This window comes from Salinicola endophyticus, from assembly GCF_003206575.1.
Classification (GTDB): domain Bacteria; phylum Pseudomonadota; class Gammaproteobacteria; order Pseudomonadales; family Halomonadaceae; genus Salinicola; species Salinicola endophyticus.
Map to the genome: position 1 here is coordinate 592902 of NZ_PZJO01000004.1, position 23230 is coordinate 616131.

The window sequence follows — 23230 nt, forward strand, 5'->3', positions numbered from 1 at the left end:
GTCACCATCACTCTGTTGATGAGAGTGATTACCATTCTCTATGGCTTCTGTCTCCCTGTCAAAAGATGTCGTCAATCGCGGCGTTCGAGCGCATTGAGTACCCCGCGCAGGATCGAGAGCTCCTTGCGGCTGGGCTCGGCGCGGGCGAACAGGGCTCGCAGGTGCGCTTCGGTCTTGGCATGGGGCTGGGTGAGGAAGCCGGCGCTGTCGAGTGCCCGGTGCAGGTGGGTGTGGAAGTGTTCGAGCTGGTCGAGCGTCGGGTAGATCGTGTCCCGCGATGCTGGCGTCTCGGCGACGGCGGTGCGACTGGCCCGGCGGAACGCCTCGTAGGCGACGATCTGGACCGCCTGGGAAAGGTTGAGCACACCGTAGTCGGGGTTGGCGGGAATGTTGAGCTGATGCGTGCAGTGGCCGATCTCGTCGTTGGTGAGCCCCGAGCGCTCGCGCCCGAAAACCACCGCCACCGGGCCGTCTGGTAGGCGCTGCCAGGCCGCCTCGATCATGGCATCGGGGGCGTGGTAGCAGGGCAGCGGCAGGCTGCGCAGGCGCGCGCTGGCGCCAATCACCTGCACGCAGTCGGTCACCGCCTCGCCCAGCGAGTCCACTACCCGGCAGCCCTCGATCAGATCGACGGCGCCGGCCGCCAGGCGGGTTGCTTCGGGGTCAGGGAACTGGCGCGGCGCGACCAGCACCAGATCGCCCAGGCCCATGGTCTTCATCGCCCGTGCGCTGGCGCCGATATTGCCGGGATGATAGGTCTGGACGAGGACGATACGAATACGCTCGAGCATGCGAGAAGGCTCCTGAAACGAGACGGCGGGAGCGGCAGCATCGCGGAACGCGCGCTGAACCCAAGACCCTGAACCAAAAAAAGCCCCGCCAGTGGCGGGGCTTTCCATGATACCTGAAAGTCTCAGGCGATGGCGGGGGAGGCTTACATCATGCCGCCCATGCCACCCATGCCGCCCATGTCCGGTGCGCCGCCACCAGCGGCTTTCTCTTCCGGATCCTCGGCGATCATCGCTTCGGTGGTGATCATCAGGCCACCCACGGAAGCGGCGGACTGCAGCGCGGTGCGGGTCACCTTGGCCGGGTCGAGGACGCCCATCTCGAACAGGTCGCCGTACTCGCCGGTCTGCGCGTTGTAGCCGAAGTTGCCTTCGCCGTCCTTGATACGGTTGATGATGACCGAAGCCTCTTCACCCGCGTTGGTGACGATCTGACGCAGCGGAGACTCCATGGCACGCAGCGCGATGGCGATGCCGTGGGTCTGGTCTTCGTTGTCGCCGGTCAGGCCGCGGACCATGGTCAGCACGCGCACCAGGGCGGTACCGCCGCCAGGCACGACGCCTTCTTCGACCGCTGCACGGGTGGAGTGCAGGGCGTCTTCGACGCGGGCCTTCTTCTCTTTCATCTCGAACTCGGTCGCGGCACCGACGCGGATGACGGCAACACCGCCAGCCAGCTTGGCGACACGCTCCTGCAGCTTCTCGCGGTCGTAGTCAGAGGAGGTTTCCTCGATCTGCGCGCGGATCTGGCTGACGCGAGCTTCGATGTCGGACTCGACACCGGCACCGTCGATGATGGTGGTGTTCTCCTTGGACATGGTGACGCGCTTGGCGCTGCCCAGGTGGTCCAGGTTGGCCTGCTCGAGGTTCAGACCGACCTCTTCGGAGATCACGGTGCCGCCGGTCAGGATGGCGATGTCCTGCAGCATGGCCTTGCGGCGATCGCCGAAGCCCGGTGCCTTGGCCGCAGCAACCTTGACGATGCCGCGCATGTTGTTGACCACCAGCGTGGCCAGCGCTTCGCCTTCGATGTCTTCGGCGATGATCACCAGCGGCTTGCCAGCCTTGGCGACGGATTCCAGCACCGGCAGCAGTTCGCGGATGTTGGAAACCTTCTTGTCGACCAGCAGCAGGTAGGGGTCTTCGAGCTCGACCGCCATGGTTTCCTGATTGGTGACGAAGTAGGGCGAGAGGTAGCCGCGATCGAACTGCATGCCTTCGACCACTTCCAGCTCGTCTTCGAATCCGCGACCTTCGTCGACGGTGATGACGCCTTCCTTGCCGACTTTTTCCATCGCTTCGGCGATGATCTCACCGATGCGCGCATCGCCGTTGGCGGAGATGGTGCCGACCTGGGCGATCGCCTTGGCGTCGGTGCAGGGTACGGAAAGCGACTGGATGTGCTTGACGGCTTCGGCGACGGCCTTGTCGATGCCGCGCTTCAGATCCATCGGGTTCATGCCCGCAGCGACGCCCTTGAGGCCTTCGTTGACGATCGACTGGGCCAGGACGGTGGCGGTGGTGGTGCCGTCACCGGCGGCGTCGGAGGTCTTGGAAGCGACTTCCTTGACCATCTGCGCGCCCATGTTCTCGAAGCGATCCTTCAGCTCGATCTCTTTGGCGACAGAGACGCCGTCCTTGGTGACGGTCGGTGCGCCGAAGGATTTCTCGAGCACGACGTTGCGGCCTTTCGGGCCCAGCGTGGCCTTGACGGCATCGGCGAGAACGTTGACGCCGCGAACCATGCGCTTGCGGGCATCATCAGAGAACTTGACTTGTTTAGCTGCCATTGTCCGATCTTCCTAAATGCGATACGTGGAAACGTGATGAATCAGCGAGTCGAGCGATCGATCAGCCTTCGACGACGGCCAGGATGTCGCTCTCGCTCATGATCAGAACTTCTTCGCCGTCGACCTTCTGCTTCTCGACGCCGAAGCCTTCCTTGAAGATGACGGTGTCGCCGACCTTGACGTCCAGGGCGCGAACTTCGCCGTTGTCGAGGATGCGGCCGTTGCCGACGGCGAGGATCTCACCGCGGGTCGGCTTCTCCTGGGCGTTGCCCGGAAGCACGATGCCGCCGGCAGTTTTCTGCTCTTCTTCTGTGCGACGTACGATGACGCGATCGTGCAAGGGACGGATTTTCATTGCTCACGTTCTCCTGATGGTTGCATGTTGCAAATGCACGTTCCCGGTGAGCGTTGCCCAGCGGGAGAAGGCTTGCGCCTTCCGGTTAATGGGCCTGATGGCCTAAAGCTATCGCTGCTGCCTTGATTGGGTCGGGCAAGACGCTTTCAAGGGTACAGCGCAAATTTTTTGTCCAAATCAGCCCGTGGAAAGATCTTGCTGGCTCACGCTCAGCGCGAATCGCCGTCACGCCCGCTGCTGTCGCGTCCGATGAAGTCACCCTCGAGTGGGCGCGACTCGGACCCATCGCGTGGCGCCGAGTCACGGTGGGCGGTGCTTGCCGCTGGCCCCCACTCGCTGCCCCCTTGGCCCTGCGTCCGACCACCGCCACTCGCGGCGCGGGGAAACCAGCGTCGTGCGAGCTGGCCGCTCCCCGGCAGCAGACACACCAGGCCCAGCAGGTCGGAGAGAAAGCCCGGGGCCATCAGCAGCACGCCGGCCAGCACGAAGGTGGCGCCGGCCAGCAGCTCGTCCGAAGGCAGTTCACCCAGGGCCAGACGTTCGCGGGCACGCTGCAGGGTGAGCAGGCTTTCACGCCGGATCAGGTGCAGGCCGAAGGCCGCGCTGAGCGCGATCCAGAGCAGGGTCAGCAAAAGCCCGAGCTTGGCACCCAGCGTGAACAGGACGATGAAGTCCGCCAGCAGGAACAGCGCGAGCAGAAAAAGCAGAGGCATGGTGTCTCCCGGGATGACCGACTCTCCCTCAGATGGAGACGACTGCGGGGAAATGCAAGCACCGCCGCTCCCTGGCGGTGATCGGCCGGAGACGCGGCGGGGTCAGAGGGTAGCTTCGTCCTTGAGCTTGGCGACCGTGGTGGCGCCGATGCCGTCGACGCGGGTGAGCTCGTCGAGGGACTGGTAGGGGCCATTGGCCTTGCGGTCCTCGACGATCGCCTGCGCCCTGACCTTGCCGATCCCCGGCAGTGTCGCCAGGGTCTCGGCATCGGCCTGGTTGAGGTCAACCGGCTCGGCGAGGGCCGGCAGGCTGGTGGCCATGAACAGCGACAGCAGGGCGATACCGAACAGCTTTTTCATGTCGATCTCCTCTTCTGTGTCGATCTTGTCGTGACGATCTCTCGCGTGATGACGATGCCGGCTGGCCAGTGCGGTGTGGCGTGCCGACGTGGTGGGGCGGCAGGGTGGCCTACCCACCTATCAGCTATCGACGCGATGGCGCCTCCCTTGACGTCGAATTCGCCCTCGATTGACGTAAGCGATCGCCTACGACTTGAGGCTGCCGCCGCTGGCCGCTGAGTCGCGGCAGCGGGGTGGCAACTCCGGTATACTCCGGCGCGAATTCACAATGCCGGAGATTCCGCCCATGGCCGCCACCCAGTCGCCGCTCATCATCGCCCTGGACTACCCGGATCTGGCCTCGGCCACGGCGCTTGCCGATGCGCTCGACCCGGCGCGCTGCCGGGTCAAGATCGGCAAGGAGCTGTTCACTCGGGTCGGGCCACAGGCCATCGAGGCCATGCACCGGCGCGGCTTCGAGGTGTTTCTGGATCTCAAGTTTCATGACATCCCCAACACCGTCGCCGGTGCGGTCGAAGCGGCGGCGGATCAGGGGGTGTGGATGGTCAACGTCCACGCCGCCGGCGGGCGTCGGATGATGGAGGCGAGTGCCGAGCGGCTGCGCCAGCGTGGGCTGTCGACACGGCTGATCGCGGTCACCGTGCTGACCAGCATGGCTGACGACGAACTCCAGGAGATCGGAGTGGCGGGGGACGCCATGAGCCAGGTCGAACGCCTGGCGCGGCTGACCCAGCAGAGTGGGCTCGACGGGGTGGTGTGCTCGGCACGCGAGAGCGAGCGGCTGCGCGCGATCTGTGGCGAGGGGTTTCTCAAGGTGACCCCGGGCATCCGGCCGGCCACCGCGGCGACGGGGGATCAGCGTCGAGTCATGACACCGGAGGCGGCCATGGCGGCGGGTAGTACCCACCTGGTCATCGGTCGCGCGGTGACCCAGGCCGCCGAGCCGATGGTGGCGCTGGCCGAGATCGAACGCGCGCTGGACGCGGGTTGATCACTCGCCTTCGAGACCCGTGATCGGTTTGCTGGTGCCCCAGCTGTGGCAGCTGGGGCACTGCCAGTTGAGCTGCTCGGCAGCAAAGCCGCAGCGCTGGCAGCGGTAGCGCGGGCGGATGCTGAGCAGCTGGTGGGTGTGCTGCTTGAGCAGCTCCAGGCGGTCGCGTTCGCCGGGGTCGCTATCGGCCAGATAGAGATCCATCAGATAGTCGACGCCGCGCAGGCTGGGGTGGTCACGCAGCTGATCGCTGACGAAGGCGCAGGCGATCTCCGCCCCCTGGCGACGGTGCAGTGCGTCGGCGGCCATGATCACCACGCTGGTGGGCGGCGTGCGCTGCAGCTGCTGCTCGAGAAACTGCCACCAGCCGTCATCGTCGTCGAGCAGGCGGTAGGCGTCGCGCAATGGTTCCAGGACCAGCGTGGTGAAGCTCGGGTCCTGTTCGGGCACGCGCTGCCAATAGCGGATCGCGCTGCGGTACTGGCCGATATCCCACTCCAGCTGGCCCAGAATCCAGTTGGCGCGTACGCAGGCCGTGTCGATGTGCAGTGCCTGGCGCAACGCCTTGCGTGCCAGCGACGGGCTGGCGTTGCGGCGGTGCTGGAGCGCCAGCTCGCACAGCCAGTGCGCGGCGGCGCGGCGCATGTCGGGATCCTGGCGCACCAGCTGCGGCTGTGCGATCTCGAGCGCTTGGCTCCACTCCTTCTCGCGCTGGAACAGATCCACCAGCAGGCGCTTGGCAGCGAGCTTCTGCTCATCGTCGACGTTGGCCTTGTGCAGCGAGAGCAGCAGCCGCTCGGCGCGGTCGAGCAGGCCCAGATTGAGAAAGTCGCGGGAGAGTTCCAGCTGGACCTGGCCGCTCTGGGCGGCGGTCAGTGCTGGACGGGCGAGCAGATTCTGGTGGATGCGCACGGCGCGGTCGGCCTCGCCGCGAGAGCGATAGAGGTTGCCCAGCGCGATATGCGTCTCGACCGTTTCACTGTTGACCTCGAGGGCCTGGGTGAAGGTCTCGATGGCCCGGTCGGGCTGCTCGTTGAGCAGATAGTTGAGCCCCACGAAGTAGTCGCGGGGCAGGGGGGTAGAGGGCGGGGCGCGCTGCGTGCGTTGGCGACTGCCCTCCCAGCGCCCCAGCCACCAGCCAATGGCGATGGCTGCCACCAGCAATGCCAGTAGCAGAACGTTCGCCATATCAGGTGCTTTCCTTGAACTCCTGCGTGCGCAGGCGATCGAGTTCCTTGCGCTGTTGCTGGTTGTGGCGCTGAGCCCGGGTCAGCAGCGTGCGCAGGCGCAGGTACATGCCGGTCATCGCCAGCATGCCGAGGATCACGCCGCTGGCCAGGGCGACCAGCAGCCATAGCGAGAGCGATGCAGGGGGCAGCTCGACCCAGATGAGGTCCAGCGGCAGCGGCTGCTGATTGTTGACGGCGAAGAGAATGCCGAGCAGCAGCACGACGATCAGAACGATGGCGAGGAAGACGCCTTTGAACCAGCGCATAGTGATTTCCAATGACGAGCCGCGATGTCACCTTCGCCCACGGGGGCGGTAGGCGGCGTCACGACGCGGTGACTGATCGATCAATAGCCCAGCGCCCGGCTGGCATTGACCTGCTCGCGCAACTCCTTGCCCGGCTTGAAATGCGGGACGTACTTGCCGTCGAGATCGACGGGGTCGCCGGTCTTGGGGTTGCGGCCGGTGCGTGGCTCCCGGAAGTGAAGCGAAAAACTGCCGAAACCACGAATCTCTACGCGCCCGCCCTCGGCCAGCGCGTGGGTGATATCGTCGAGTATGACGCGCACCGCCGCCTCGACTTCCTTGGCCGATAGTTCGGGTCGGCGAGAAGCAATCTGCTCGATCAATTCAGACTTGGTCATCGACACTCTCCGTGAGCCGTCTGCCCGGCGGTGACGGACGCTGCCCCAAGGGGCATCCGACCTCTATTGTTGTCGCTTCAGCATACTGCGCAAGTTTCGAGAAAACAACGCATTACGCGGCGCAAAAAGCGTATGTCGGCAGCGCCAGAGCAAAAGCCCCGGAGTCCAAGGTGGGCAGGGCCTGGCCGCTACCCGCACGTGCCCCGGCGCGGGGCAGAGGTCCGCCAAGGCGTCTACCCACTGGCAGTCGCTCGGTGGCGGTCTCGCTAGTGGCTCGGTGGCGAGCATAGTGGGCGCGCAGCGCCTCGGCTATAATGGCCCTCGACCCCGTCGCCCAGGGCGCCAGATCGTATTGCGGTAGGGTGGCTTCGGCGTGGCAGGCAATTTCAGCAGTAAGGAGCGTTCGTGGCCGATAACGATGAAGACATTGCGCGCAAGCGTCTCTACTGGCACTCGCGTCGCGGCATGTGGGAGCTCGATCTTCTGCTGGTGCCGTTTCTCGAGGCGCGCTACGACGCGCTGAGTGCCGAGGATCAGACCCGCTATCGCGAGCTGATCGCCGAGGAGGACCAGGACCTGTTCGTATGGCTGATGCGTCGCGAGTGGCCCAGCGACCCGGAGCTGCGGCGCATCGTGCAGATGATCGTCGAGCATGCCGAGAACACTGACCGCGATCGGCGTCAGGCGCTCTAGACTGGCGCTGGCACTCGGCGCCGGGTGGGTCGTGGCGCTGACGCTGTTTGCCGTGCGCTTCCTTGCCCCGGAAGTGGCACTGAGCTTGGGGCTCGCCGGGCTGGCGGGATTGGTCTGGGAGTGGCTGCGCCAGCCGCCGTTGTACTATTTACGCTGTCGCGAAGAGTATGGTCGGCAGCAGTGGGAGCTATCGACCGATGCGCGGGAGTGGCGCAGCGTGCATTGTCGCCCGCTGCGGGTGGCCCCTTGGGTGTGTGGTCTGGCGCTCGATGGTCGACACTGCTGGCTATGGCCGGACGCCTGCGATGGCGCAGCGCTGCGCGCCCTGCGTCTGTGTCTGATCGCGGCTTCAGACGCGCGCGACGAGAGCCCGTCGACGACACCGTGACCGCGTTAGCCGCGCCATGCCCTGACACGCTGTCGGCCGCTGTTCGCGGCCGACGTGGGTTCTTGGGTTGCCCTTCGGGCGATACCTGTTGGCCTGCAGGGCTAAGGCGGCCCGGCGACGCTCGTCGCCGGGCCGCGGAGGGCTCAGCGACGGCCGACAAAGAAGCCGATCGCGAAACCGGCCAGCGCAGCGACCCCGATACCGCTCCAGGCGTTGCGGTGAACGTAGTCATCGGTATCCCGCCACGCCTCTCCGGCGTGTTCCATCAGGTCCTGGCTCATGTCGTCGGCGCGCTGGCGCGCGCGCTGCACGCCGGCACGTCCGCGTTGCTTGGCGTCACGGTAGTAGTGACGGGCGTCGTCTCGATAGTGTCTGCTCATGGATCTTCCTTAATCGAAGTGGGTGACTCGCGGGCGAGAGCGTCGCGTTTTCAGTGTAGTTGCAGTTTCATGACGCGCTAGGGGCGAAGCGAATCAGGGCGCGGCGAACACGATGTGGCGAAAAGGGCTCGGCATGGCGTCGCCTGCCGATTCGCCCACGCCGCCGGGCGAATCGGCGTTTCCCTGTTAGAATGCGCGCCCACTCAATGCCGCCGGGAGCCGTCAAGCCATGCCATCTTACGACGTCATCGTGATCGGTGCCGGCGCCGCCGGGCTGATGTGCGCACTCACCGCGGGCTATCGTGGGCAGCGGGTTCGGGTCATCGACCACGCCAACAAGGCCGGCAAGAAGATCCTGATGTCCGGTGGCGGGCGCTGCAATTTCACCAATCTGGCCACCGCGCCACGGCACTTCTTCTCGGGCAATCCGCACTTCGCGATCTCGGCGCTCAAGCGCTATACCCCGCAGCACTTCGTCGAGCTGGTCGAGCGCCACGGCATCGAGTATGTCGAGAAGGCGCCGGGGCAGCTCTTCTGCGCCGACTCGGCCAAGGCGATCGTCGAGATGCTGCTCACCGAGTGCGCCTGGGCGGGGGTCGAGGTCTCGCTCTCGACCACGGTCGAGCGGGTCGAGCGCCTGGGTGAGGGCGTACGCCTGAAGAGCTCCGCCGGCACGTTCGACGCCGGTGCCGTGGTGATCGCCAGCGGTGGGCTGTCGATTCCGACCCTGGGTGCCAGCGGTTTCGGCTACGATCTGGCGCGCCAGTTCGGGCTGGAGGTGACAGCGACCCGGGCGGCGCTGGTGCCGTTCACCGTGACGTCTCAATGGAAGACGGCGCTCGCCGCGCTCTCCGGGCTCTCCTGCCCGGTGGCGGTGAGCTGTGGCGATGGCCACTATCGCGAGCCGCTGCTGTTCACCCATCGCGGACTCTCCGGGCCAGCGATGCTGCAGGCCTCCAGTCACTGGGAGCCGGGCATGGCGCTGACGATCGATTGGCTGCCGCAGCTCGACGTGGCGGAGGCCTTGCGACAGGGTCGGCGCGAATCGCCGCGCAAGCGTCTCGCCGGTTGGCTCGGCGAGCAGTTGCCGCGCCGTCTGGCCCAGGCGCTGGGCGAGTGGCAAGGGTGGCCGGATACATCCCTGGCCGATCTCTCCAACGCTCAGATCGACGCCATCGCCGAGGCGCTGGCGCGGTGGCAGTTCAAGCCCGCCGGTACCGAGGGGTGGCGCACGGCAGAGGTCACATTGGGGGGTGTCGATACCCGTGCGATCTCGTCGAAGACCTTTGCGGTGGAGGGGCTGCCGCAACTGCGCTTCATTGGCGAGGTACTGGATGTCACCGGCCAGCTGGGTGGCTTCAACTTCCAGTGGGCGTGGGCTTCGGGGGTGGCCTGCGGTCAGGCGGTGTGAATCCTGGGATGTGGCACAAGAGACGACGGCCGCCGGAGAGGGGGCCGTCTAAAAACGTGTAGGTGCCGGCGCTGGCCGCGGCTCAGCGTCGGCGCCCACGGGTGGCGCGGTAGAGCGCCTTGCCGCGGTTGTACATCATCAGCCCGGTCAGCGCGCGCCGAAGCATACGGCCGGTCGCGCGTGGCTTGCGCGCGCTGCGCAGGGCGAACAGGCTGCCGGCCGCCATCAGCGGCACCCGCCAGCTCATCAGCTTGTCCCAGGCGTTGTCGATCGGCGCGGTGGCATCGCGCCATTCGCGCATGGCGGCAGTCATCTCCAGGCGCTGCTGCAGAATCTCGTGCTCGAGCGCCTCGATCCGCTGGCGGTGGCTGCGTTCACTCATGATCCGGCCTCAGTGCATCACGGTCGTGTTCGAGGTGTCGCAGCGTCGCCGCCATCAGCTTGCGCCGGCGGGCCACACGACGGGCGGCAAGGATCAACCCGGCGGCAATCACGAACAGAGCGCCGGCGCAGATCGCGATCGCCTGAAGACGATTCTCGTCCCAGTACATCACCACGATCAGCAGCAGCAGCATGCCGATGGCGAAGGAGAGCATGATCAGCCCCGCGCCGGCCAGCAGCAGCAGCGTGAGCAGACGCTCGCGCTCGGCTTCCCACTCGACCACGGCGAGACGCAGGCGCGTCTCGCCGGTATCGATCAGGTTGGCGATCAGTCGCCGCGCCGCACCGATCACATTCTCGGCGGGCCCCGCCATCAACGCCGCCCCAGCAGCAGCCCCAATACGACGCCGGCAGCCGCACCGATCCCGATGCTGGTCCACGGGTTGTCGTGCACATAGCGATCGGTGGCGTCGATCTGCTCCCGGGCGCTGTCATAGAGCGCCTCGCCGCGCGCTTCGAGCCGCTCGCGCGTATCCTGCAGGCGCTGCTGGGCGCGCTCGCGCAGCTCGGCGATATTGCTGCGCGAGTCATCGGCGGTGGCGTGGATCAGCTCCTCGACCGTCTGCGACAGGTGGCGCAGATCTTCCTTGAGCTGTTCGGTGGAGGCTTCGCGCTCACGTCCGGAGTGCTGGCCACCGGTGGGTTGCATGGTCATGGGTGTCTTCCTTTGACGATCGATTGGCGTGGTTATGACGAACAGCAGTCAGCATAGTCAGCCCGACGCCAGGCATCAACGCGTGCCGGGAATTCCGGCGAGGAAGGTGTTGATGCTGAAGCCCAGCCCGAAACGCTGCACGTCATGGTCGTAGTCGATCAGACTCTCGCCGTAGCCGCGGTAGTACTGCACGTAGCCGCGCACCTTGCCGAACAGCGGGAAAGAGTAGTCGAGCTGGCCGCCGTAGTGGGCTTGGCCCGGGTTGCCGCGCACCATCAGTGACACTTCCTGATCGCCGATCGCGCGCACCAGGGTGAAGTCGCCGTAGCCGATGTAGTCCTCGAGATCCGGGTTGTCATCGTCGCGCGCCTTCTCGGGAATGCGCCAGTGAGGCGCCAGGCTGAAGGCCCAGTCGCCGCGCTGGAAGATCGTCTCCGCGTAGAGGCGGTTCCAGCTACGCGACAGCGGGTCGGAGCGGCCATTGGACTGGTGAGCGAAACCGACCCGGTTGATGGTGTTGGTCCAGCCGAGCACGGTCCAGCTGTTGTCGAAGCTCATGAAGGCTTCCGGCTCGTAGTTGGTCTCGCGGAACGGTGATGAGGCCTCGGAGTTGTAGGCCTGCCACCAGCTGCGCTGGGTATAGGCGAAGTAGAGATCGCCATTGTGGCCGAGCACGTCGTCGAGCAGCTTGACCTTGAAGCTGAGCTGGAACTTCACCTCCGAGTGGTCGACGCCGCCATCGGTGGAGATCTCGCGGAAGTCCGCTTCGTCCGGGTTGGTGTTGTAGGTCCACGGCATGACGTAGTTGCGCCGGTAGGCAGTGATGGCCAGCGGATTGTCGGCCGTCTCCGCTTCCAGGTCGCGACGAATCTCCGCCTTCTCGCTCGCCTGCTGGACCGGGTTGGGGGTTGCCTCCGGGGTCTGTGCCAGCGCCAGGGGTGCCATCAGCGTGCCCATGACTACAAGGCTTGAGAAGGAGAGTGAGCGGATTGGCGTCATGAGACTGTCCTGTCGATAGAGTCCTGGTCGCGAAGGTCGGCCATGGCGAGTGCCGAGGCGCTTCGTGGGTCGTCGCGATATCCGGTGGCTGCGGCCCCGGAGTGCCATCGGTGGCGAGCCGGGGCGATCCGCGCATGCATGTGATGCGCCACGCCCGGGCTGATGATAGAGCCAAGCGGGTCGGTGTGGCGAGCGGCGCTGGCGATCGTCGCTGAAACCCTGGAAAATCGCCCCGACGATTCCAGGGACGTTTCCCCGGGGGACGGTGTTTACAAGGAGTTGGCATGTCGGATCATCCGCTCGGGTCGCTCGCCGGGCGTGCGGCCCCTGGCGCCGCGCAGCTTATCATGCGCACGCTGCTGGCAGTGTGCCTATTGCTGGCCAGCGTGGTTGCGCTGGCGCAGCAGCCGACGGATCTGCCGTCGCGGCAGCGACTCGAGGCCGAGCTCGACAAGCTCAAGCAGATCGAGACGCCGGACGAGCAGCAGAAGGCCGACCTGGAGCAGCTGCGGGCGGCATTGCAGGCGCTCGATGGGCTGGAGGCGACGCGCAAGGATCTCGATACGCTCGAGCGCAACGTGCGCCAGGCGCCCAAGGAGCGGCGCGAACTCCAGCGTCAACTCTCGGCGCTGAGCGATGATCGGCCACCGGATGCCGCGGCGCTCGACAAGCTCTCGGTGGATGCGCTGGTCGAGCGCACCACCGGCGCCCTCGACCAGCTCGAGACGCTGCAGAACCAGCTGGCCACGGTCAACGCCCGCTTGATCAGCGCCGAAACGCTGCCGGAGCGGGCGCAGTCGGCGATGGCCGAGGCCATGGATCGGGCCGAGAAGGCGCGGGGCGAGGTGCGGACGCGCAGCGATGACGAGGACGCTGCCTTCGACCCCACCCAGGCGCGCTATCGGCTGGCGCTGGCCCTGGCTGAGCAGCAGACCGAGTACCACCGTCGCGAGCTGGCCAACAACACCCAGCTGCGCGAGCTCGACGTGCTGCGCCGGGACCTGCTGGCGCGCCAGGTGGCGGGGGAGGAGGCGCGCCTCGACGCGCTGCAGGCGGCGCTCGACCGCGCCCGTCGGGCACAGTCCGAGCAGGCGGTGGCGGATGTCAGCGAAGAGGACGCCAGCACCATTGCCGAGCATCCGGTGCTGAGCGAGATCCAAGCCACCAATCGCGACCTCAGCGATCGCCTGCTGACGGTGACCGACCGCACCAACCAGCTGATTCGGCGGGCGATCGACGTGCGTTCTCAGCTCGATCGCGTGCGTCAGGTGCGGCGCACCCTCAACGAGCAGATCGAGGCGATTCGCGGCAGCCCCTTGCTCTCGCGCATTCTCAACGAGCAGCGCCACGCGCTGCCCGAGCTGGATACCCTGGGCGGGCTGCAGCAGGAGATCGCGCAGACGCGGCTCAGCCAGTTCGATCTCGTCGATCAGCGTGACGCGCTGCGCCAGCCCGAGGCGCTGGCGAAGAAGAGCCTGGAGGACGCCGGGATCACGGTGACGCCGTCACTGGTCGAGGCGCTGGTCAAGCTGTTCCGCTCGCGCAGCGAGATCCTCAAGCAGCTCGATGCCGAGTACGGCAACCTGCTCACCGTGGCGATCGATCTGCAGCTCAATCAGGAGCAGTTGGCGGGCATCACCACCTCGCTGCGCGGGATCATCGAGGAGCAACTGTTCTGGGTCGCTAGCGCACGCCCGCTGACGCTCTCCTGGTGGCGCGACATGCCCGTCGACATGGCGCGCCAGGTGAGCCGCGGCGAATGGCAGCAGGCTCTGAAGAGTCTGTGGCAGGTGCCCGATCTGCGCGCCCTGGCGGTGATCCCGGTGGTGCTGATCACCGGCGTGCTGCTGCTGCTGCGCCGGCGCATCAAGGTGCGTCTGCTCAACCTTCATGAGCAGATCGGGCGGCTCAAGCGCGACACCCAGATGCACACCCCGCGGGCGATCTTCTACAACGCCCTGCTGGCGGCCCACGGCCCGCTGCTGCTGGCGGCGGTGGGCGGTCTGCTGCGTCTCGGCGGAGACGATTTCGCCGAACGCCTGGGCAGCACGCTGCTGCAGCTGGCGCTGGCCTGGGGCGTGCTCGGCTGGGCGCGCCGGCTGCTGGTCGCCGATGGCGTCGCCACGCGTCACTTCCACTGGGCCTCGGGCTATGTGGCGCGATTGCGTCGGCTGCTGCTGTGGCTGGGATTCTCGCTGATCCCGGTGATTCTGATCAGCGGCATCTCGCCGGGCAGTCAGGCCGAGCTCTCGAGCCGGCCGCTGTCGCTGCTGCTGCTGCTCGCCGGACTGCTGGCCATGAGCGCGATTCTGGTGCGCCTGATCCTGGCCCACGTGCCCTATTTCGGGCTCAAGCTGTTCCGCCTGCTGCTGGGGTTGGGGCTGGCGCTGGTGCCGCTGATCCTGGCCGGGATGATCGCGCTCGGCTACGAGTACGCGGCGCTGCGGCTGATCGGACGCTTCATCAATTCACTCTATCTCTTCGGGCTGTGGATTCTGGTCGAGGCGACGGTGGTGCGCGGGCTGGCGGTGGCGCAGCGGCGGCTGGCCTATCGGCGTGCGGTGGCGCGGCGGCGGGCGCAGATCCAGGAGGGCGCCGAAGGCGGGCTCGAGGTGGTCGAGGAGCCGCCGCTGGACATGGAGCAGGTCAACCAGCAGTCGCTGCGACTCTCCAAGCTGATCCTGTTCATCGGCTTCACCTTCGCCTTCTATCTGATCTGGTCGGATCTGCTCGAGGTGTTCTCCTATCTCGATCACGTGCGGGTGTGGGAGATCCAGCACGGCCAGGGCGAGGCGATGACGGTCGATCCGATCACCTTCGCCGATGTGATCATCGCCCTGATCACGCTGGCGCTGACGATGATGATGGCGCGTAACCTGCCGGGGTTGCTCGAGGTGATGGTGCTGTCGCGGCTGAGCCTCAAGCAGGGCAGCGCCTATGCCATCTCGTCGCTGCTCTCCTACACCATCGTCGGCACCGGGGTGGTTGCGGCGCTGGGGACGCTCGGGGTGTCGTGGGACAAACTTCAGTGGCTGGTGGCGGCACTCGGCGTGGGTCTCGGCTTCGGTCTGCAGGAGATCTTCGCCAACTTCATCTCCGGCCTGATCATCCTGTTCGAACGCCCGATGCGGATCGGCGACACCATCACCCTGGGGCAGCTTCACGGCTCGGTCAGCCGGATTCGCATCCGTGCCACCACGGTGACCGACTTCGACCGCAAGGAGATCATCATCCCCAACAAGACCTTCGTCACCGACCAGCTGATCAACTGGTCGCTGTCGGACAACGTTACTCGGGTGGTGCTGACCTATGGGGTCGCCCATGGCTCGGATCTGGACACGGTGCACCAATTGCTGCGCCAGGCGGCCGAGGCCAACCGTCGGGTACTCAAGGACCCCGAGCCGCAGGTGTTCTGTATCAGCTACGGGCCGACCGCGTTCAACTTCGAGCTGCGTATCTTCGTCAATGATCTGCTCGACCGGCTCTACGCCAGCGACGAGATCAACCGCGAGCTCGACCGGCTGTTCCGCGAGCACGGCATTCGCGTCGCCTTCAACCAGATGGATGTGTGGCTGCACGGCGACAACGGCCAGGCGGCCAAGGTCCAGACCCGCCGCCCCGACGAGACGGTGGCGCTGGGCGAGCCCAGCCGGCGCCAGGCGCGCAGCGGCGACGATGGCCACCTGGGTGACGCCGACGTGGGCGGCGCCGGCCCGGATGGCGGTGACGGCGGCGGGGATGGCGGACGCTGACGCGAGCGCCTGACAGGTGCCATCAGGGCGCGGGTTCGGGCGCCTATGAAGAGCGCCCGGCGTTCAGGCGCGCCGGGCGTGGAGCAGGAACTCGCGATTGCCGTCGCCACCCTGGATCGGGCTCTCGCACCAGTGGGTCAACTGCAGCCCGACGGCGCGGCAGTGGGTCTGCAGGGTCTCGGCGACCTGCTCGAAGAGCGCGGCGTCGCGCACGATGCCGCGGTCGTCGACCCGCCCCGGGCCGACCTCGAACTGCGGCTTGACCAGCGAGAAGAGCTCGCCGCCCGGCGTCAGCACCTGGGCGATCTGCGGCAGGATCAGCGTCTGCGAGATGAACGAGACATCCATGACCACGGCATCGATGCCGCCGGGCGCCAGCTCGGCGAGCGCAGCGTGGGGCAGGGCGCGGGCATTGACTCCCTCCAGGCAGGTGACCCGCGAATCCTCGCGCAGGCTGGCGTCGAGCTGGCCGTGACCGACCTCGATACCGATCACCCGAGCGGCGCCGAAGCGCAGCGCGCAGTCGCTGAAGCCGCCGGTGGACTGGCCGATGTCGAGCACGCAGAGGCCGTCGAGGCGACGCTCGAGGGCGCTCAGCAGCGCCTCCAGCTTGAGCCCGGCGCGCGAGACATAGCGCTCCTCAGGAGCGGACTCGATCTTCAGTGCGGTCTCCTCGGGGAGCTTCTCGCCGGGCTTGTCGGCGACCCGCCAGCCGCGGCCATCGTCGATGCTGACGTAGCCCTGGCGGATCAGCCGCTGGGCACGGGTGCGTGACCGCAGCTGGGCGGCCACCAGTTGGTCGAGACGTTTCATGGAGAGGGGGATTCCTTGTCGGCGTCAGGCAGTGGCGCGGGGTCGGCCAGCGGCCCGTCGGAAAAGGTGGTGCGGTTGGCAAAGGCCTGCTGCCACTGTTCGAGCAGGGTCTGGCGCTTGAGCGTATCCAGGGTGGCGAGCAGGCCGGGGCCGATCTGGACCGGCCGGATGGCGTCGCCGAGACGTTCGCGCAGGGCGCTGGCGGTGCCGGGACCGCTGACCCCGGGGTCTACCGCACCCAGCGTGGTGCGGGTCGCCAGCAGTGTCTGCGCCGGGCGCCCGAGCAGGAAGTCGATGAAGCGAGCGGCGGCTTCCGGATGCGGCGCGCCACGCTGGCGCATGACCAGGCGCTGCAGTACCAGGGCATAGTCGCGCGGGATCACCATCTCGAGTTCCGGGTGATTCGCCACGTAAGCCTGGGCGTAGGAGCCGATCAGATTGTAGCCAATCCAGTAGCGGCCCGCGCTCAGCCCCTCGAGCATCGCCGACGTGGTCGCCTCGAGCGCGGTGTGGCTGCGGCCGAGAGCCGCCACCAGGTCCCAGTAGCGCGCCGAGATGCGCGCATCCTCGATGGCATAGGTGTAGCCGGCGCCGCTCAGTCGCGGGTCGTAGGTGACCACCCGACCCTTGAGCAGATCGGTATGCGCGTCCAGCCGCGCCAGCAGTTCGGCGTGGCTCTCGGGCGGCGGCATGTGCGCGGCGAGATCGCGCCGATAGACCATCACGATCGGCTCGAAGGTAAAGCCGAACAGCTCGTGGCGCCAGCGTGCCCAGCGCGGCCAGGCGGCGGTGATGGGGGAGTCGAGCGTGCTGGAGAGGCCGGCGTTGGCCAACTGGTACTGCCACGGCATGGCCGGCGACATGATCACGTCGGCCTGGGGAGCGTCCTGTTCGGCTAGCACCCGCTGATGCAGCGCCAGGGTGTCCATATGGTGATAGACCAGCGCGATCTCCGGATGGTGCTGCTTGAACGCCGCCAGCAGTGGACGCGCCTGGGGCGGATCGAGGACGCCATAGATCGTCAGCGGCGTTGCCGGTGTGGTGCTGGCAGCGAACTCCAGGGTGCCGGCCAAGGCCGGCGCGCCCAGGGCGGCGGTACCCGCCAGGCCCAGCAGAGCGCCGGTCAGGCGGCGTCGGGAAAGGTCAGGGTGATGCATAGGCCAGGGCGTTCCGGGTGAGCGGGGTCGCTGTCCGCGAGGATGAGGCGGCAGCCGTGGGCGCGGGCGATGCTGTCGACGATGGCGAGTCCCAGGCCGGTGCCGCTGCCCCCCTCGCGGCCGCGATGGAAGGGGCGCAGCACCAGCAGGCGCTGCGACTCGGGGATCCCGGGGCCATCGTCTTCGACGCGCAGTCGCGGCGGACCGGCGAGCACGCTGACGGTGACGCGCCGGGCGCCGTAGAGGGCGGCGTTCTCGAGCAGATTGGCTAGTGCTTCCTCGAGCTGCCAGGCGGTGGCGGCGACCACCACCGCCTGGGCCGGTGTCTCCACCCCCAGATCGACCCCGCGCCGGTCGAAGCTGGCGAAACCGCTGCGCACCGCGCGCTGGGCCAAGGCACAGAGGTCGACCGGAGTGTGTGCCGGGGCGGCCTCGGGGTTGTTGAGGCGGGTCAGCGACAGCAGCTGGCCGGCCAGGCGGGCGGTCTGGGCGGCGGTGCCGTGCATGCTGTCGAGGGCGCTGCGCCACTGTGCCGGGTCGGTCTGGCGCAGCGCCAGCTCGGCGCGGGCGGAGAGCCCCGCCAGCGGTGTGCGCAGCTGATGCGAAGCGTCGCCGATGAAGCGCTCCTGGTTGGCTCGCACGCGGCGCATGCGGGCCAGCAGCTCGTTCAGGGTCTGGCGCAGTTCGTCGAGCTCTCGCGGTAGCTCGAGCGCCAGGGGGGCCAGCGTACGCGGGTCGCGCTGGCGGATCGCCCGGCGCAGCCGTGTCAGTGGTTCCAGCGCAAAGCGCGCCGAGAGCAGGACCACCACCATCGCCAGCAGCGCGATCAGCGCCACGTTGAGCAGGCTCGCCAGGAACAAGCGGTTGGCCAGCGCCGTGCGCCCCCCCTGAGAGTGGGCCACGCGTACCTCGAAGCGGTCGCTGCGATCCCATCCTTCCAGACGCGAGCGGCGCACGCCCAGGCGCAGTGCCAGGCCGCCAACGTCGACATCGGCGTAGCTCATCTGGCCGCTGGGCGGGGGCGGCAGCGCGGGCAGGGTGCGGTTACCGGTGACGAAATGCCCCTGGGCGTCGTAGAGGGCGTAGAAGACCCGCTCTTCGGCATCCGTCGCCAGCATCTCCAGCGCCGACGGGGGCAGGTCCATCCACAGGCGGCTCTGCTGCCAGCGCACCTGCTCGGCGATCGACAGTGAGGCGGCATCGAGCAGCCGATCGAAGGCGCGGTCGGCGGCGGCCCGCGAGGCGAACCAGCTCTGCCCCAGGATCAGCGCCGCGACCAGCGCCAGCGGACAGAGCAGCAGCACCGTCAGGCGGCGGTAAAGGCTAAGGTGCGCCAGACGAAAAGGCGTGCCGGCGGTCACTGGGTCTCCAGCAGATAGCCGATGCCGCGCACCGTGCGCAGGCCGATGCCCGAATCGGCCAGACGCCGACGCAGGCGGTGCACATAGACCTCGATGGCGTTGTCGCCCACGGCCTCGCCGGCGAACGCCTCGTCGATCAGGCGCGCCTTGTCCACCGGCTCGCCGGCGTAGCGCAGCAGACAGGCGAGCAGGCGGTGCTCGCGGGGCGGCAGGGGCAGCGGCGTCTCGCCCAGGCTGAAGCGCTGACGCTGCGGATCGAGGCGCAGCGCGCCCAGGCTCGGTGGCTCGTCCGCGCTGCGCCGGCGCAGCAGTGCACGCACGCGCGCCTCCAGCTCGTCGAGCGCGAAGGGCTTGGCCAGATAGTCGTCGGCGCCGAGATCGAGCCCCTTGACCCGGTCCTCGATCGCCGCGCGGGCGGTTAGAATCAGCACCGGGGTATGGCGATCCACCGCGCGCAGGGTGGCCAGCACCTCCAGGCCGCTGCGCGTGGGCAGATTGAGATCGAGCAGCACCAGCGCATAGGTGTGGGGCTCGCCGAGGCGCGCCGCAGCGACCCCGCCGTCAGCGATGTGCTCGACCTGCTGTTCGGGCGTGGCGAGGGTCGCGACGAGGGTGTCGGCGAGCAGCGGATCGTCCTCGACCAGCAGCAATGTCGGCGGCATGGCAGCGGCTCCTGCAGGGCTGTGGCGGTGAGTCTCGGGGCGGCCAGGCGATTGTAAACGATCGTGATGGGTGCGCATTCAACTTTAGTTGGCATTTGCCGCTACGCCGTTGACCGGGTGAAAGCGGGGCGCCTAAATTCCGCCTACGGGAACAGGGTTCTGCCTTACAGAATTGTAAGGTTCGCTCGCTCCGCGTCGGGCGTCACGCTGGATGTGCTGCTTCAACGGCAGCGCGGCCTGTGGCATGACGACGTTCGCTCAAGGACAACATTTGCTTCATCACAATGCTTGCTTCATGAAAACAAAGGAGAAGCCATGATTTCCTCCAAACCCTTGAAATGGGTCGCCGCCGCCGCCCTCACTCTGGTCGCCTCCAGCGCCATGGCCTTCCAGCCCTCGGGCAAGGTCGAGTGTATCGCGCCGTCCGATCCGGGTGGCGGCTGGGACTTTACCTGCCGCAGCGTGGGTAACGTGCTCGAAGAGCTCAAGCTGGTGCCGGCCAGCGTCCAGACCATCAACATGGCGGGCGCCGGCGGCGGCGTGGCGTTCGCCCACACCGTGAGCAAGCGCAAGGGCGACGACCAGCTGCTGGTGGCCGCATCCACCGCTACCACCACACGTCTCGCCCAGGGCCAGTTCCCGGGCATGAACGCCGACATGGTCAACTGGATCGGGGCCGTGGGTGCCGACTACGGGGTGATCGCGGTCTCCAAGGATTCGCCTTATCACAACCTCAACGAGCTGATGGACGCGATCAAGAAGGACCCGCGGGCGGTCAAGTTTGCCGGCGGTAGCGCCAACGGCGGCTGGGATCACCTCAAGGTGCTGATCGCAGCCAAGGCGGCCGGGGTCAAGAACCTGCCGCGGATTCCCTATCTCTCCTACAACAACGGCGGCGAAGCGATGACCCAGGTCATCGGCGGCCACGTCGACGCCTTCACCGGTGACGTCACCGAGACCCAGGGCTTCCTGAAGTCCGGCGACCTGCGCGTGCTGGCGGTGCTCTCCGACGAGCGTCTGCCGGGCGATCTGTCCAACATCCCCACTGCCAAGGAGCAGGGCATCGACGCGGTCGGCCCCAACTGGCGCGGTTTCTACATGCCTGCCGGGATCGACGACGACGCCAAGCAGTACTGGGTCGATGCCATGGACAAGCTCTATGCCAGCGATCAGTGGAAAAAGGTCATGGCCAGCAACGGTCTGATGCCGTTCCACCCCAAGGCGGATGAGTTTCAGGCCTTCGTCAAGCAGCAGATCCAGGACATCAAGGCGCTCTCCAAGGAAATCGGGCTGATTCAATGAGCAAACTCAATGACCGTGTCTTCGGCCTGGTCATGCTGGTCGTCGCCGTGGCCTATTTCTACGGCGCTACCCAGTTTCCGGTCCCCTTCGGGGGATCGGAAGCCGTTGGGCCCGAGACGTTTCCCAAGATCCTGGGGGTGGTGCTGGCGATCTGCAGTCTCTACATGATCGTCAAGCCCGATCCCGATAACCACTGGCCCGCGCTGCGTACCTTTGCCGAGCTGTGCATCGCCGTGGTGGTCCTCATCGTCTATGCGCTGCTGCTGGAGCCCCTCGGCTTCATCCTCGCCACCACGCTGGCGGTGGGTACCCTGTGCTGGCGCATGGGCGCCAAGCCGCTCAAGGCCTATCTCACCGGGCTGATCAGTGGCGCCGTGGTCTTCGTGCTGTTCACCTACGGCCTCGAACTGCCGCTGCCGCTGGGCTTGCTGGAGTTGAACTGATGGAAACGCTGCACTATCTGTCGCTTGGCTTCGGTGTCGCGCTGCAGCCAGAGAATTTGATGTTCGCGCTGATGGGGTGCTTCATCGGCACCCTGATCGGCGCGCTCCCCGGGCTCGGCCCGGCCAACGGCGTGGCGATCCTGATCCCGCTCGCCTTCACGCTGGGGCTCAAGCCCGAAACCGCACTGATCATGCTCACCGCGGTCTACGCCGGGGCGATGTACGGCGGACGTATCTCATCGATCCTGCTCAATATCCCCGGTGACGAGCCGGCGATGATGACCTGTCTCGACGGCTATCCGATGGCGCGCAAGGGCAAGGCCGCCGAGGCCCTGGCGATCTCAGCCATCGCCTCCTTCATGGGCAGCCTGATCGCCACTGTCGGTTTGATCCTGCTGGCCCCGATGCTGGCACGCTTTGCGCTCACCTTCGGTCCGGCTGAGTACTTCGCGCTGTTCGTGCTGGCTTTCGCCACCCTGGGTGGGATTACCGGCAAGAACCCGATGAAGACGCTGATGGCCGCGGCCATCGGGCTGATCATCGCCACCGTGGGGATCGACCTCTCCACCGGCACCCAGCGCTACACCTTCGGCGTGCTCGAGCTCTACGAGGGGATCGATTTCATCATCGCCATCGTGGGTCTGTTCGCGGTTTCCGAGCTGCTGTTCTTCATCGAGGAGAAGGCCGGCAAGGGGCGCGAGATGATCAAGATCAATCCGCTCAAGCTCAACTGGCGCGACATCGCCTCGATCTTTCCGACCACTCTGCGTGGCGGGGTGCTGGGCTTTATCGCCGGGGTGCTGCCGGGGGCCGGGGCGTCGCTGGGCAGCTTCATCACCTACACCCTGGAAAAGAAGATCCTGGGCAAGAAGGGCTACTTCGGCGAGGGGGACCCGCGCGGCGTGGCGGCGCCCGAGGCGGGTAACAACGGTGCCTCCAGCGGTGCACTGGTGCCCATGCTGACCCTGGGCGTGCCGGGCAGCGGCACCACCGCGGTGCTGCTGGCGATGCTGGTGTCGCTCAACATCACGCCCGGGCCAATGATGTTCACCCAGAACGCCGACCTGGTGTGGGGTGTCATCGCCGCGCTGCTGGTGGGCAACTTCATGCTGCTGCTGCTCAACATTCCGCTGGTCGGGGTGTTCGTGAAGATCCTCTCGGTGCCGCCGATGTATCTGCTGCCGATCGTGACCATGGTCGCGTTCGTGGGCATCTACTCGATCAGCCACTCGACCTTCGATCTCTACTTCATGATCGCCTTTGGCGTTGCCGGCTATATCCTGCGCAAGCTGGAGATTCCGCTGGTGCCGGTGATCCTGGGGCTGCTGCTGGGGCCAGAAATGGAGAAGAACCTGCGCCACGCGATGCAGATCTCCGATGGTGACTGGTCGATCCTGTGGAGCAGTGGGCTCTCGATCGGGCTATGGCTGGTGGCGATCCTGGGGCTGCTGTTGCCGGTGATCGTCGGTCCGATCCTGCGCAAGCGCATGCAGGCAGCCAAGACACAGATCGGCGACTGATGCCGCTGGCCGCACGTCAATCACGCCCCGGTGCTGGTCACCGGGGCCTTTGCGTGAGGGCCGATGAGGCGGGATTTATCCTCACCGGTTGCTGCCGCGCGGATACGCTGATATAGTTTGCGCCGCTCGACAACGCCTCGGCGTTGTCGGCAACGATGCAAGGTGGCGATGGCTGTTCGATCGCGTCGCGATCGGCACCTTCAAGCGCCCAGCATCGCGTTTATGGTGGCCCTTGCCGGTCCTCCCGCAACGCTAAACCGCAAACCCCGCCAGGCCCGGAAGGGAGCAACGGTAGTGGTGGCCGCGTGTGCCGGGATGTGGCTGGTCGGGGCCGCCTCCATTTCTGGCCTGTGTTTCACGCCAGTCTGCGTTCTTCTCCCCCGC

The 23230-nt window shown here is 66.8% G+C and carries 25 protein-coding genes and 1 other RNA gene; 9 read left to right on the forward strand and 17 right to left on the reverse strand.

The genetic code is table 11. The features are described 5' to 3' along the window. Positions 1-71: 71 nt before the first annotated feature. From DOM66_RS11995 to DOM66_RS12015, 5 genes are all read right to left on the reverse strand, one after another. Entirely contained in the window at positions 72-791 is a 720-nt protein-coding gene (locus tag DOM66_RS11995; RefSeq protein WP_110690256.1) for an RNA methyltransferase, read from the reverse strand. 143 nt (positions 792-934) lie between these two features. Next, positions 935-2578 (reverse strand): chaperonin GroEL, encoded by a 1644-nt coding sequence (groL, locus tag DOM66_RS12000; protein WP_106420460.1) that lies wholly within the window; start codon positions 2576-2578, stop codon positions 935-937. Positions 2579-2639: 61 nt separating this feature from the next. Continuing rightward, positions 2640-2933 carry a co-chaperone GroES gene (locus DOM66_RS12005; RefSeq protein ID WP_035473701.1) on the reverse strand — a complete coding sequence of 98 codons (294 nt, stop codon included), beginning with the start codon at positions 2931-2933 and terminating at the stop codon, positions 2640-2642. Between the two features lie 209 nt (positions 2934-3142). Next, a complete protein-coding gene (locus tag DOM66_RS12010; protein WP_110690258.1) occupies positions 3143-3646 on the reverse strand; it encodes an FxsA family protein in 504 nt (167 codons plus the stop codon). A 102-nt stretch (positions 3647-3748) separates the two neighbouring features. After that, positions 3749-4006 carry a ComEA family DNA-binding protein gene (locus DOM66_RS12015; RefSeq protein WP_110676214.1) on the reverse strand — a complete coding sequence of 86 codons (258 nt, stop codon included), beginning with the start codon at positions 4004-4006 and terminating at the stop codon, positions 3749-3751. A 286-nt stretch (positions 4007-4292) separates the two neighbouring features. Here DOM66_RS12015 and pyrF point away from each other — a divergent pair, with 286 nt between their 5' ends. Further along, positions 4293-4997, forward strand: coding sequence for an orotidine-5'-phosphate decarboxylase (pyrF, locus tag DOM66_RS12020; RefSeq protein ID WP_110676212.1), 705 nt, complete (start codon positions 4293-4295; stop codon positions 4995-4997). Here the strand turns inward: pyrF and lapB are convergent, their stop codons facing one another. From lapB to DOM66_RS12035, 3 genes are all read right to left on the reverse strand, one after another. Further along, positions 4998-6185, reverse strand: a complete 1188-nt coding sequence (gene lapB / locus DOM66_RS12025) for a lipopolysaccharide assembly protein LapB (protein WP_110690260.1) — start codon at positions 6183-6185, stop codon at positions 4998-5000. 1 nt (position 6186) lies between these two features. Next, entirely contained in the window at positions 6187-6492 is a 306-nt protein-coding gene (locus DOM66_RS12030) for a lipopolysaccharide assembly protein LapA domain-containing protein (RefSeq protein WP_110676208.1), read from the reverse strand. Between the two features lie 80 nt (positions 6493-6572). Beyond that, positions 6573-6869, reverse strand: a complete 297-nt coding sequence (locus DOM66_RS12035) for an integration host factor subunit beta (RefSeq protein WP_035473690.1) — start codon at positions 6867-6869, stop codon at positions 6573-6575. Positions 6870-7334: 465 nt separating this feature from the next. Between DOM66_RS12035 and DOM66_RS12040 the strand changes: the two genes are divergently transcribed. Both DOM66_RS12040 and DOM66_RS19580 read left to right on the forward strand, forming a co-directional pair. Next, positions 7335-7562 (forward strand): FAD assembly factor SdhE, encoded by a 228-nt coding sequence (locus DOM66_RS12040; RefSeq protein ID WP_232825242.1) that lies wholly within the window; start codon positions 7335-7337, stop codon positions 7560-7562. Beyond that, a complete protein-coding gene (locus DOM66_RS19580) occupies positions 7522-7950 on the forward strand; it encodes a protein YgfX (RefSeq protein ID WP_157958854.1) in 429 nt (142 codons plus the stop codon). The genes DOM66_RS12040 and DOM66_RS19580 overlap by 41 nt, the downstream gene beginning before the upstream one ends. A 143-nt stretch (positions 7951-8093) precedes the next feature. On the opposite strand, the gene DOM66_RS12045 is transcribed toward DOM66_RS19580, so the two are convergent. Then, the gene (locus DOM66_RS12045) at positions 8094-8330 is read right to left on the reverse strand and encodes a DUF883 family protein (RefSeq protein WP_106420455.1); all 237 of its coding nucleotides are present in this window, start codon (positions 8328-8330) and stop codon (positions 8094-8096) included. A gap of 229 nt (positions 8331-8559) precedes the next feature. Between DOM66_RS12045 and DOM66_RS12050 the strand changes: the two genes are divergently transcribed. After that, on the forward strand, positions 8560-9741 hold the full coding sequence (locus tag DOM66_RS12050; RefSeq protein ID WP_110676205.1) for a BaiN/RdsA family NAD(P)/FAD-dependent oxidoreductase: 1182 nt from the start codon (positions 8560-8562) through the stop codon (positions 9739-9741). Positions 9742-9823: 82 nt separating this feature from the next. On the opposite strand, the gene DOM66_RS12055 is transcribed toward DOM66_RS12050, so the two are convergent. The 4 genes from DOM66_RS12055 to DOM66_RS12070 form a co-directional block, all read right to left on the reverse strand. Then, positions 9824-10123 carry a YqjK-like family protein gene (locus DOM66_RS12055; protein ID WP_110676203.1) on the reverse strand — a complete coding sequence of 100 codons (300 nt, stop codon included), beginning with the start codon at positions 10121-10123 and terminating at the stop codon, positions 9824-9826. Then, positions 10116-10496 carry a phage holin family protein gene (locus DOM66_RS12060; RefSeq protein WP_188115179.1) on the reverse strand — a complete coding sequence of 127 codons (381 nt, stop codon included), beginning with the start codon at positions 10494-10496 and terminating at the stop codon, positions 10116-10118. The genes DOM66_RS12055 and DOM66_RS12060 overlap by 8 nt, the downstream gene beginning before the upstream one ends. Further along, positions 10496-10837: a DUF883 family protein gene (locus DOM66_RS12065; protein ID WP_110676199.1), complete on the reverse strand. Its 342-nt coding sequence runs from the start codon at positions 10835-10837 to the stop codon at positions 10496-10498. The genes DOM66_RS12060 and DOM66_RS12065 overlap by 1 nt, the downstream gene beginning before the upstream one ends. A 75-nt stretch (positions 10838-10912) precedes the next feature. Further along, positions 10913-11836 carry a phospholipase A gene (locus DOM66_RS12070; protein WP_110676197.1) on the reverse strand — a complete coding sequence of 308 codons (924 nt, stop codon included), beginning with the start codon at positions 11834-11836 and terminating at the stop codon, positions 10913-10915. A 284-nt stretch (positions 11837-12120) separates the two neighbouring features. Here DOM66_RS12070 and mscK point away from each other — a divergent pair, with 284 nt between their 5' ends. Continuing rightward, a complete protein-coding gene (mscK, locus tag DOM66_RS12075; RefSeq protein ID WP_110690262.1) occupies positions 12121-15588 on the forward strand; it encodes a mechanosensitive channel MscK in 3468 nt (1155 codons plus the stop codon). A gap of 63 nt (positions 15589-15651) precedes the next feature. Here mscK and DOM66_RS12080 read toward each other — a convergent pair whose 3' ends face one another. From DOM66_RS12080 to DOM66_RS12095, 4 genes are read right to left on the reverse strand one after another with little or no spacing between them, the layout of a single operon-like run. Continuing rightward, entirely contained in the window at positions 15652-16401 is a 750-nt protein-coding gene (locus DOM66_RS12080) for a TlyA family RNA methyltransferase (protein ID WP_110690263.1), read from the reverse strand. Beyond that, entirely contained in the window at positions 16398-17558 is a 1161-nt protein-coding gene (locus tag DOM66_RS12085; RefSeq protein WP_110690265.1) for an ABC transporter substrate-binding protein, read from the reverse strand. Before DOM66_RS12085 ends, DOM66_RS12080 begins: the two co-directional genes overlap by 4 nt. Further along, complete coding sequence (locus tag DOM66_RS12090; protein WP_245392421.1) at positions 17525-18919, reverse strand: sensor histidine kinase; 1395 nt, start codon at positions 18917-18919, stop codon at positions 17525-17527. Before DOM66_RS12090 ends, DOM66_RS12085 begins: the two co-directional genes overlap by 34 nt. Next, positions 18916-19581: a response regulator transcription factor gene (locus tag DOM66_RS12095; RefSeq protein WP_110676192.1), complete on the reverse strand. Its 666-nt coding sequence runs from the start codon at positions 19579-19581 to the stop codon at positions 18916-18918. Before DOM66_RS12095 ends, DOM66_RS12090 begins: the two co-directional genes overlap by 4 nt. Positions 19582-19896: 315 nt before the next feature. On the opposite strand from DOM66_RS12095, the gene DOM66_RS12100 reads away from it, so the two are divergent. The 4 genes from DOM66_RS12100 (at position 19897) to ffs (ending at position 23176) form a co-directional block, all read left to right on the forward strand. Continuing rightward, the gene (locus DOM66_RS12100) at positions 19897-20883 is read left to right on the forward strand and encodes a Bug family tripartite tricarboxylate transporter substrate binding protein (protein ID WP_110676190.1); all 987 of its coding nucleotides are present in this window, start codon (positions 19897-19899) and stop codon (positions 20881-20883) included. After that, entirely contained in the window at positions 20880-21326 is a 447-nt protein-coding gene (locus DOM66_RS12105; protein ID WP_110676188.1) for a tripartite tricarboxylate transporter TctB family protein, read from the forward strand. Before DOM66_RS12100 ends, DOM66_RS12105 begins: the two co-directional genes overlap by 4 nt. Further along, the gene (locus tag DOM66_RS12110; RefSeq protein ID WP_110690267.1) at positions 21326-22846 is read left to right on the forward strand and encodes a tripartite tricarboxylate transporter permease; all 1521 of its coding nucleotides are present in this window, start codon (positions 21326-21328) and stop codon (positions 22844-22846) included. Before DOM66_RS12105 ends, DOM66_RS12110 begins: the two co-directional genes overlap by 1 nt. Before the next feature lie 233 nt (positions 22847-23079). Continuing rightward, positions 23080-23176, forward strand: an RNA gene (gene ffs / locus DOM66_RS12115) — signal recognition particle sRNA small type. The last annotated feature ends 54 nt before the right edge of the window (positions 23177-23230 follow it).

What these genes read in the sequence shown, in the direction of transcription:
- DOM66_RS12055 (WP_110676203.1), bottom strand. Translation starts at nt 10,123, where the DNA reads ATGAGTGAACGCAGCCACCGCCAGCGGATCGAGGCGCTCGAGCACGAG.
- DOM66_RS12030 (WP_110676208.1), bottom strand. Translation starts at nt 6,492, where the DNA reads ATGCGCTGGTTCAAAGGCGTCTTCCTCGCCATCGTTCTGATCGTCGTG.
- DOM66_RS12010 (WP_110690258.1), bottom strand. Translation starts at nt 3,646, where the DNA reads ATGCCTCTGCTTTTTCTGCTCGCGCTGTTCCTGCTGGCGGACTTCATC.
- DOM66_RS12005 (WP_035473701.1), bottom strand. Translation starts at nt 2,933, where the DNA reads ATGAAAATCCGTCCCTTGCACGATCGCGTCATCGTACGTCGCACAGAA.
- DOM66_RS12085 (WP_110690265.1), bottom strand. Translation starts at nt 17,558, where the DNA reads ATGCATCACCCTGACCTTTCCCGACGCCGCCTGACCGGCGCTCTGCTG.
- DOM66_RS12035 (WP_035473690.1), bottom strand. Translation starts at nt 6,869, where the DNA reads ATGACCAAGTCTGAATTGATCGAGCAGATTGCTTCTCGCCGACCCGAA.
- DOM66_RS12040 (WP_232825242.1), top strand. Translation starts at nt 7,335, where the DNA reads ATGTGGGAGCTCGATCTTCTGCTGGTGCCGTTTCTCGAGGCGCGCTAC.
- mscK (WP_110690262.1), top strand. Translation starts at nt 12,121, where the DNA reads ATGTCGGATCATCCGCTCGGGTCGCTCGCCGGGCGTGCGGCCCCTGGC.
- DOM66_RS12110 (WP_110690267.1), top strand. Translation starts at nt 21,326, where the DNA reads ATGGAAACGCTGCACTATCTGTCGCTTGGCTTCGGTGTCGCGCTGCAG.
- DOM66_RS12050 (WP_110676205.1), top strand. Translation starts at nt 8,560, where the DNA reads ATGCCATCTTACGACGTCATCGTGATCGGTGCCGGCGCCGCCGGGCTG.
- DOM66_RS19580 (WP_157958854.1), top strand. Translation starts at nt 7,522, where the DNA reads ATGCCGAGAACACTGACCGCGATCGGCGTCAGGCGCTCTAGACTGGCG.
- pyrF (WP_110676212.1), top strand. Translation starts at nt 4,293, where the DNA reads ATGGCCGCCACCCAGTCGCCGCTCATCATCGCCCTGGACTACCCGGAT.
- DOM66_RS12080 (WP_110690263.1), bottom strand. Translation starts at nt 16,401, where the DNA reads ATGAAACGTCTCGACCAACTGGTGGCCGCCCAGCTGCGGTCACGCACC.
- DOM66_RS12015 (WP_110676214.1), bottom strand. Translation starts at nt 4,006, where the DNA reads ATGAAAAAGCTGTTCGGTATCGCCCTGCTGTCGCTGTTCATGGCCACC.
- DOM66_RS12100 (WP_110676190.1), top strand. Translation starts at nt 19,897, where the DNA reads ATGATTTCCTCCAAACCCTTGAAATGGGTCGCCGCCGCCGCCCTCACT.
- DOM66_RS12060 (WP_188115179.1), bottom strand. Translation starts at nt 10,496, where the DNA reads ATGGCGGGGCCCGCCGAGAATGTGATCGGTGCGGCGCGGCGACTGATC.
- DOM66_RS11995 (WP_110690256.1), bottom strand. Translation starts at nt 791, where the DNA reads ATGCTCGAGCGTATTCGTATCGTCCTCGTCCAGACCTATCATCCCGGC.
- DOM66_RS12065 (WP_110676199.1), bottom strand. Translation starts at nt 10,837, where the DNA reads ATGACCATGCAACCCACCGGTGGCCAGCACTCCGGACGTGAGCGCGAA.
- DOM66_RS12045 (WP_106420455.1), bottom strand. Translation starts at nt 8,330, where the DNA reads ATGAGCAGACACTATCGAGACGACGCCCGTCACTACTACCGTGACGCC.
- DOM66_RS12105 (WP_110676188.1), top strand. Translation starts at nt 20,880, where the DNA reads ATGAGCAAACTCAATGACCGTGTCTTCGGCCTGGTCATGCTGGTCGTC.
- lapB (WP_110690260.1), bottom strand. Translation starts at nt 6,185, where the DNA reads ATGGCGAACGTTCTGCTACTGGCATTGCTGGTGGCAGCCATCGCCATT.
- DOM66_RS12095 (WP_110676192.1), bottom strand. Translation starts at nt 19,581, where the DNA reads ATGCCGCCGACATTGCTGCTGGTCGAGGACGATCCGCTGCTCGCCGAC.
- groL (WP_106420460.1), bottom strand. Translation starts at nt 2,578, where the DNA reads ATGGCAGCTAAACAAGTCAAGTTCTCTGATGATGCCCGCAAGCGCATG.
- DOM66_RS12070 (WP_110676197.1), bottom strand. Translation starts at nt 11,836, where the DNA reads ATGACGCCAATCCGCTCACTCTCCTTCTCAAGCCTTGTAGTCATGGGC.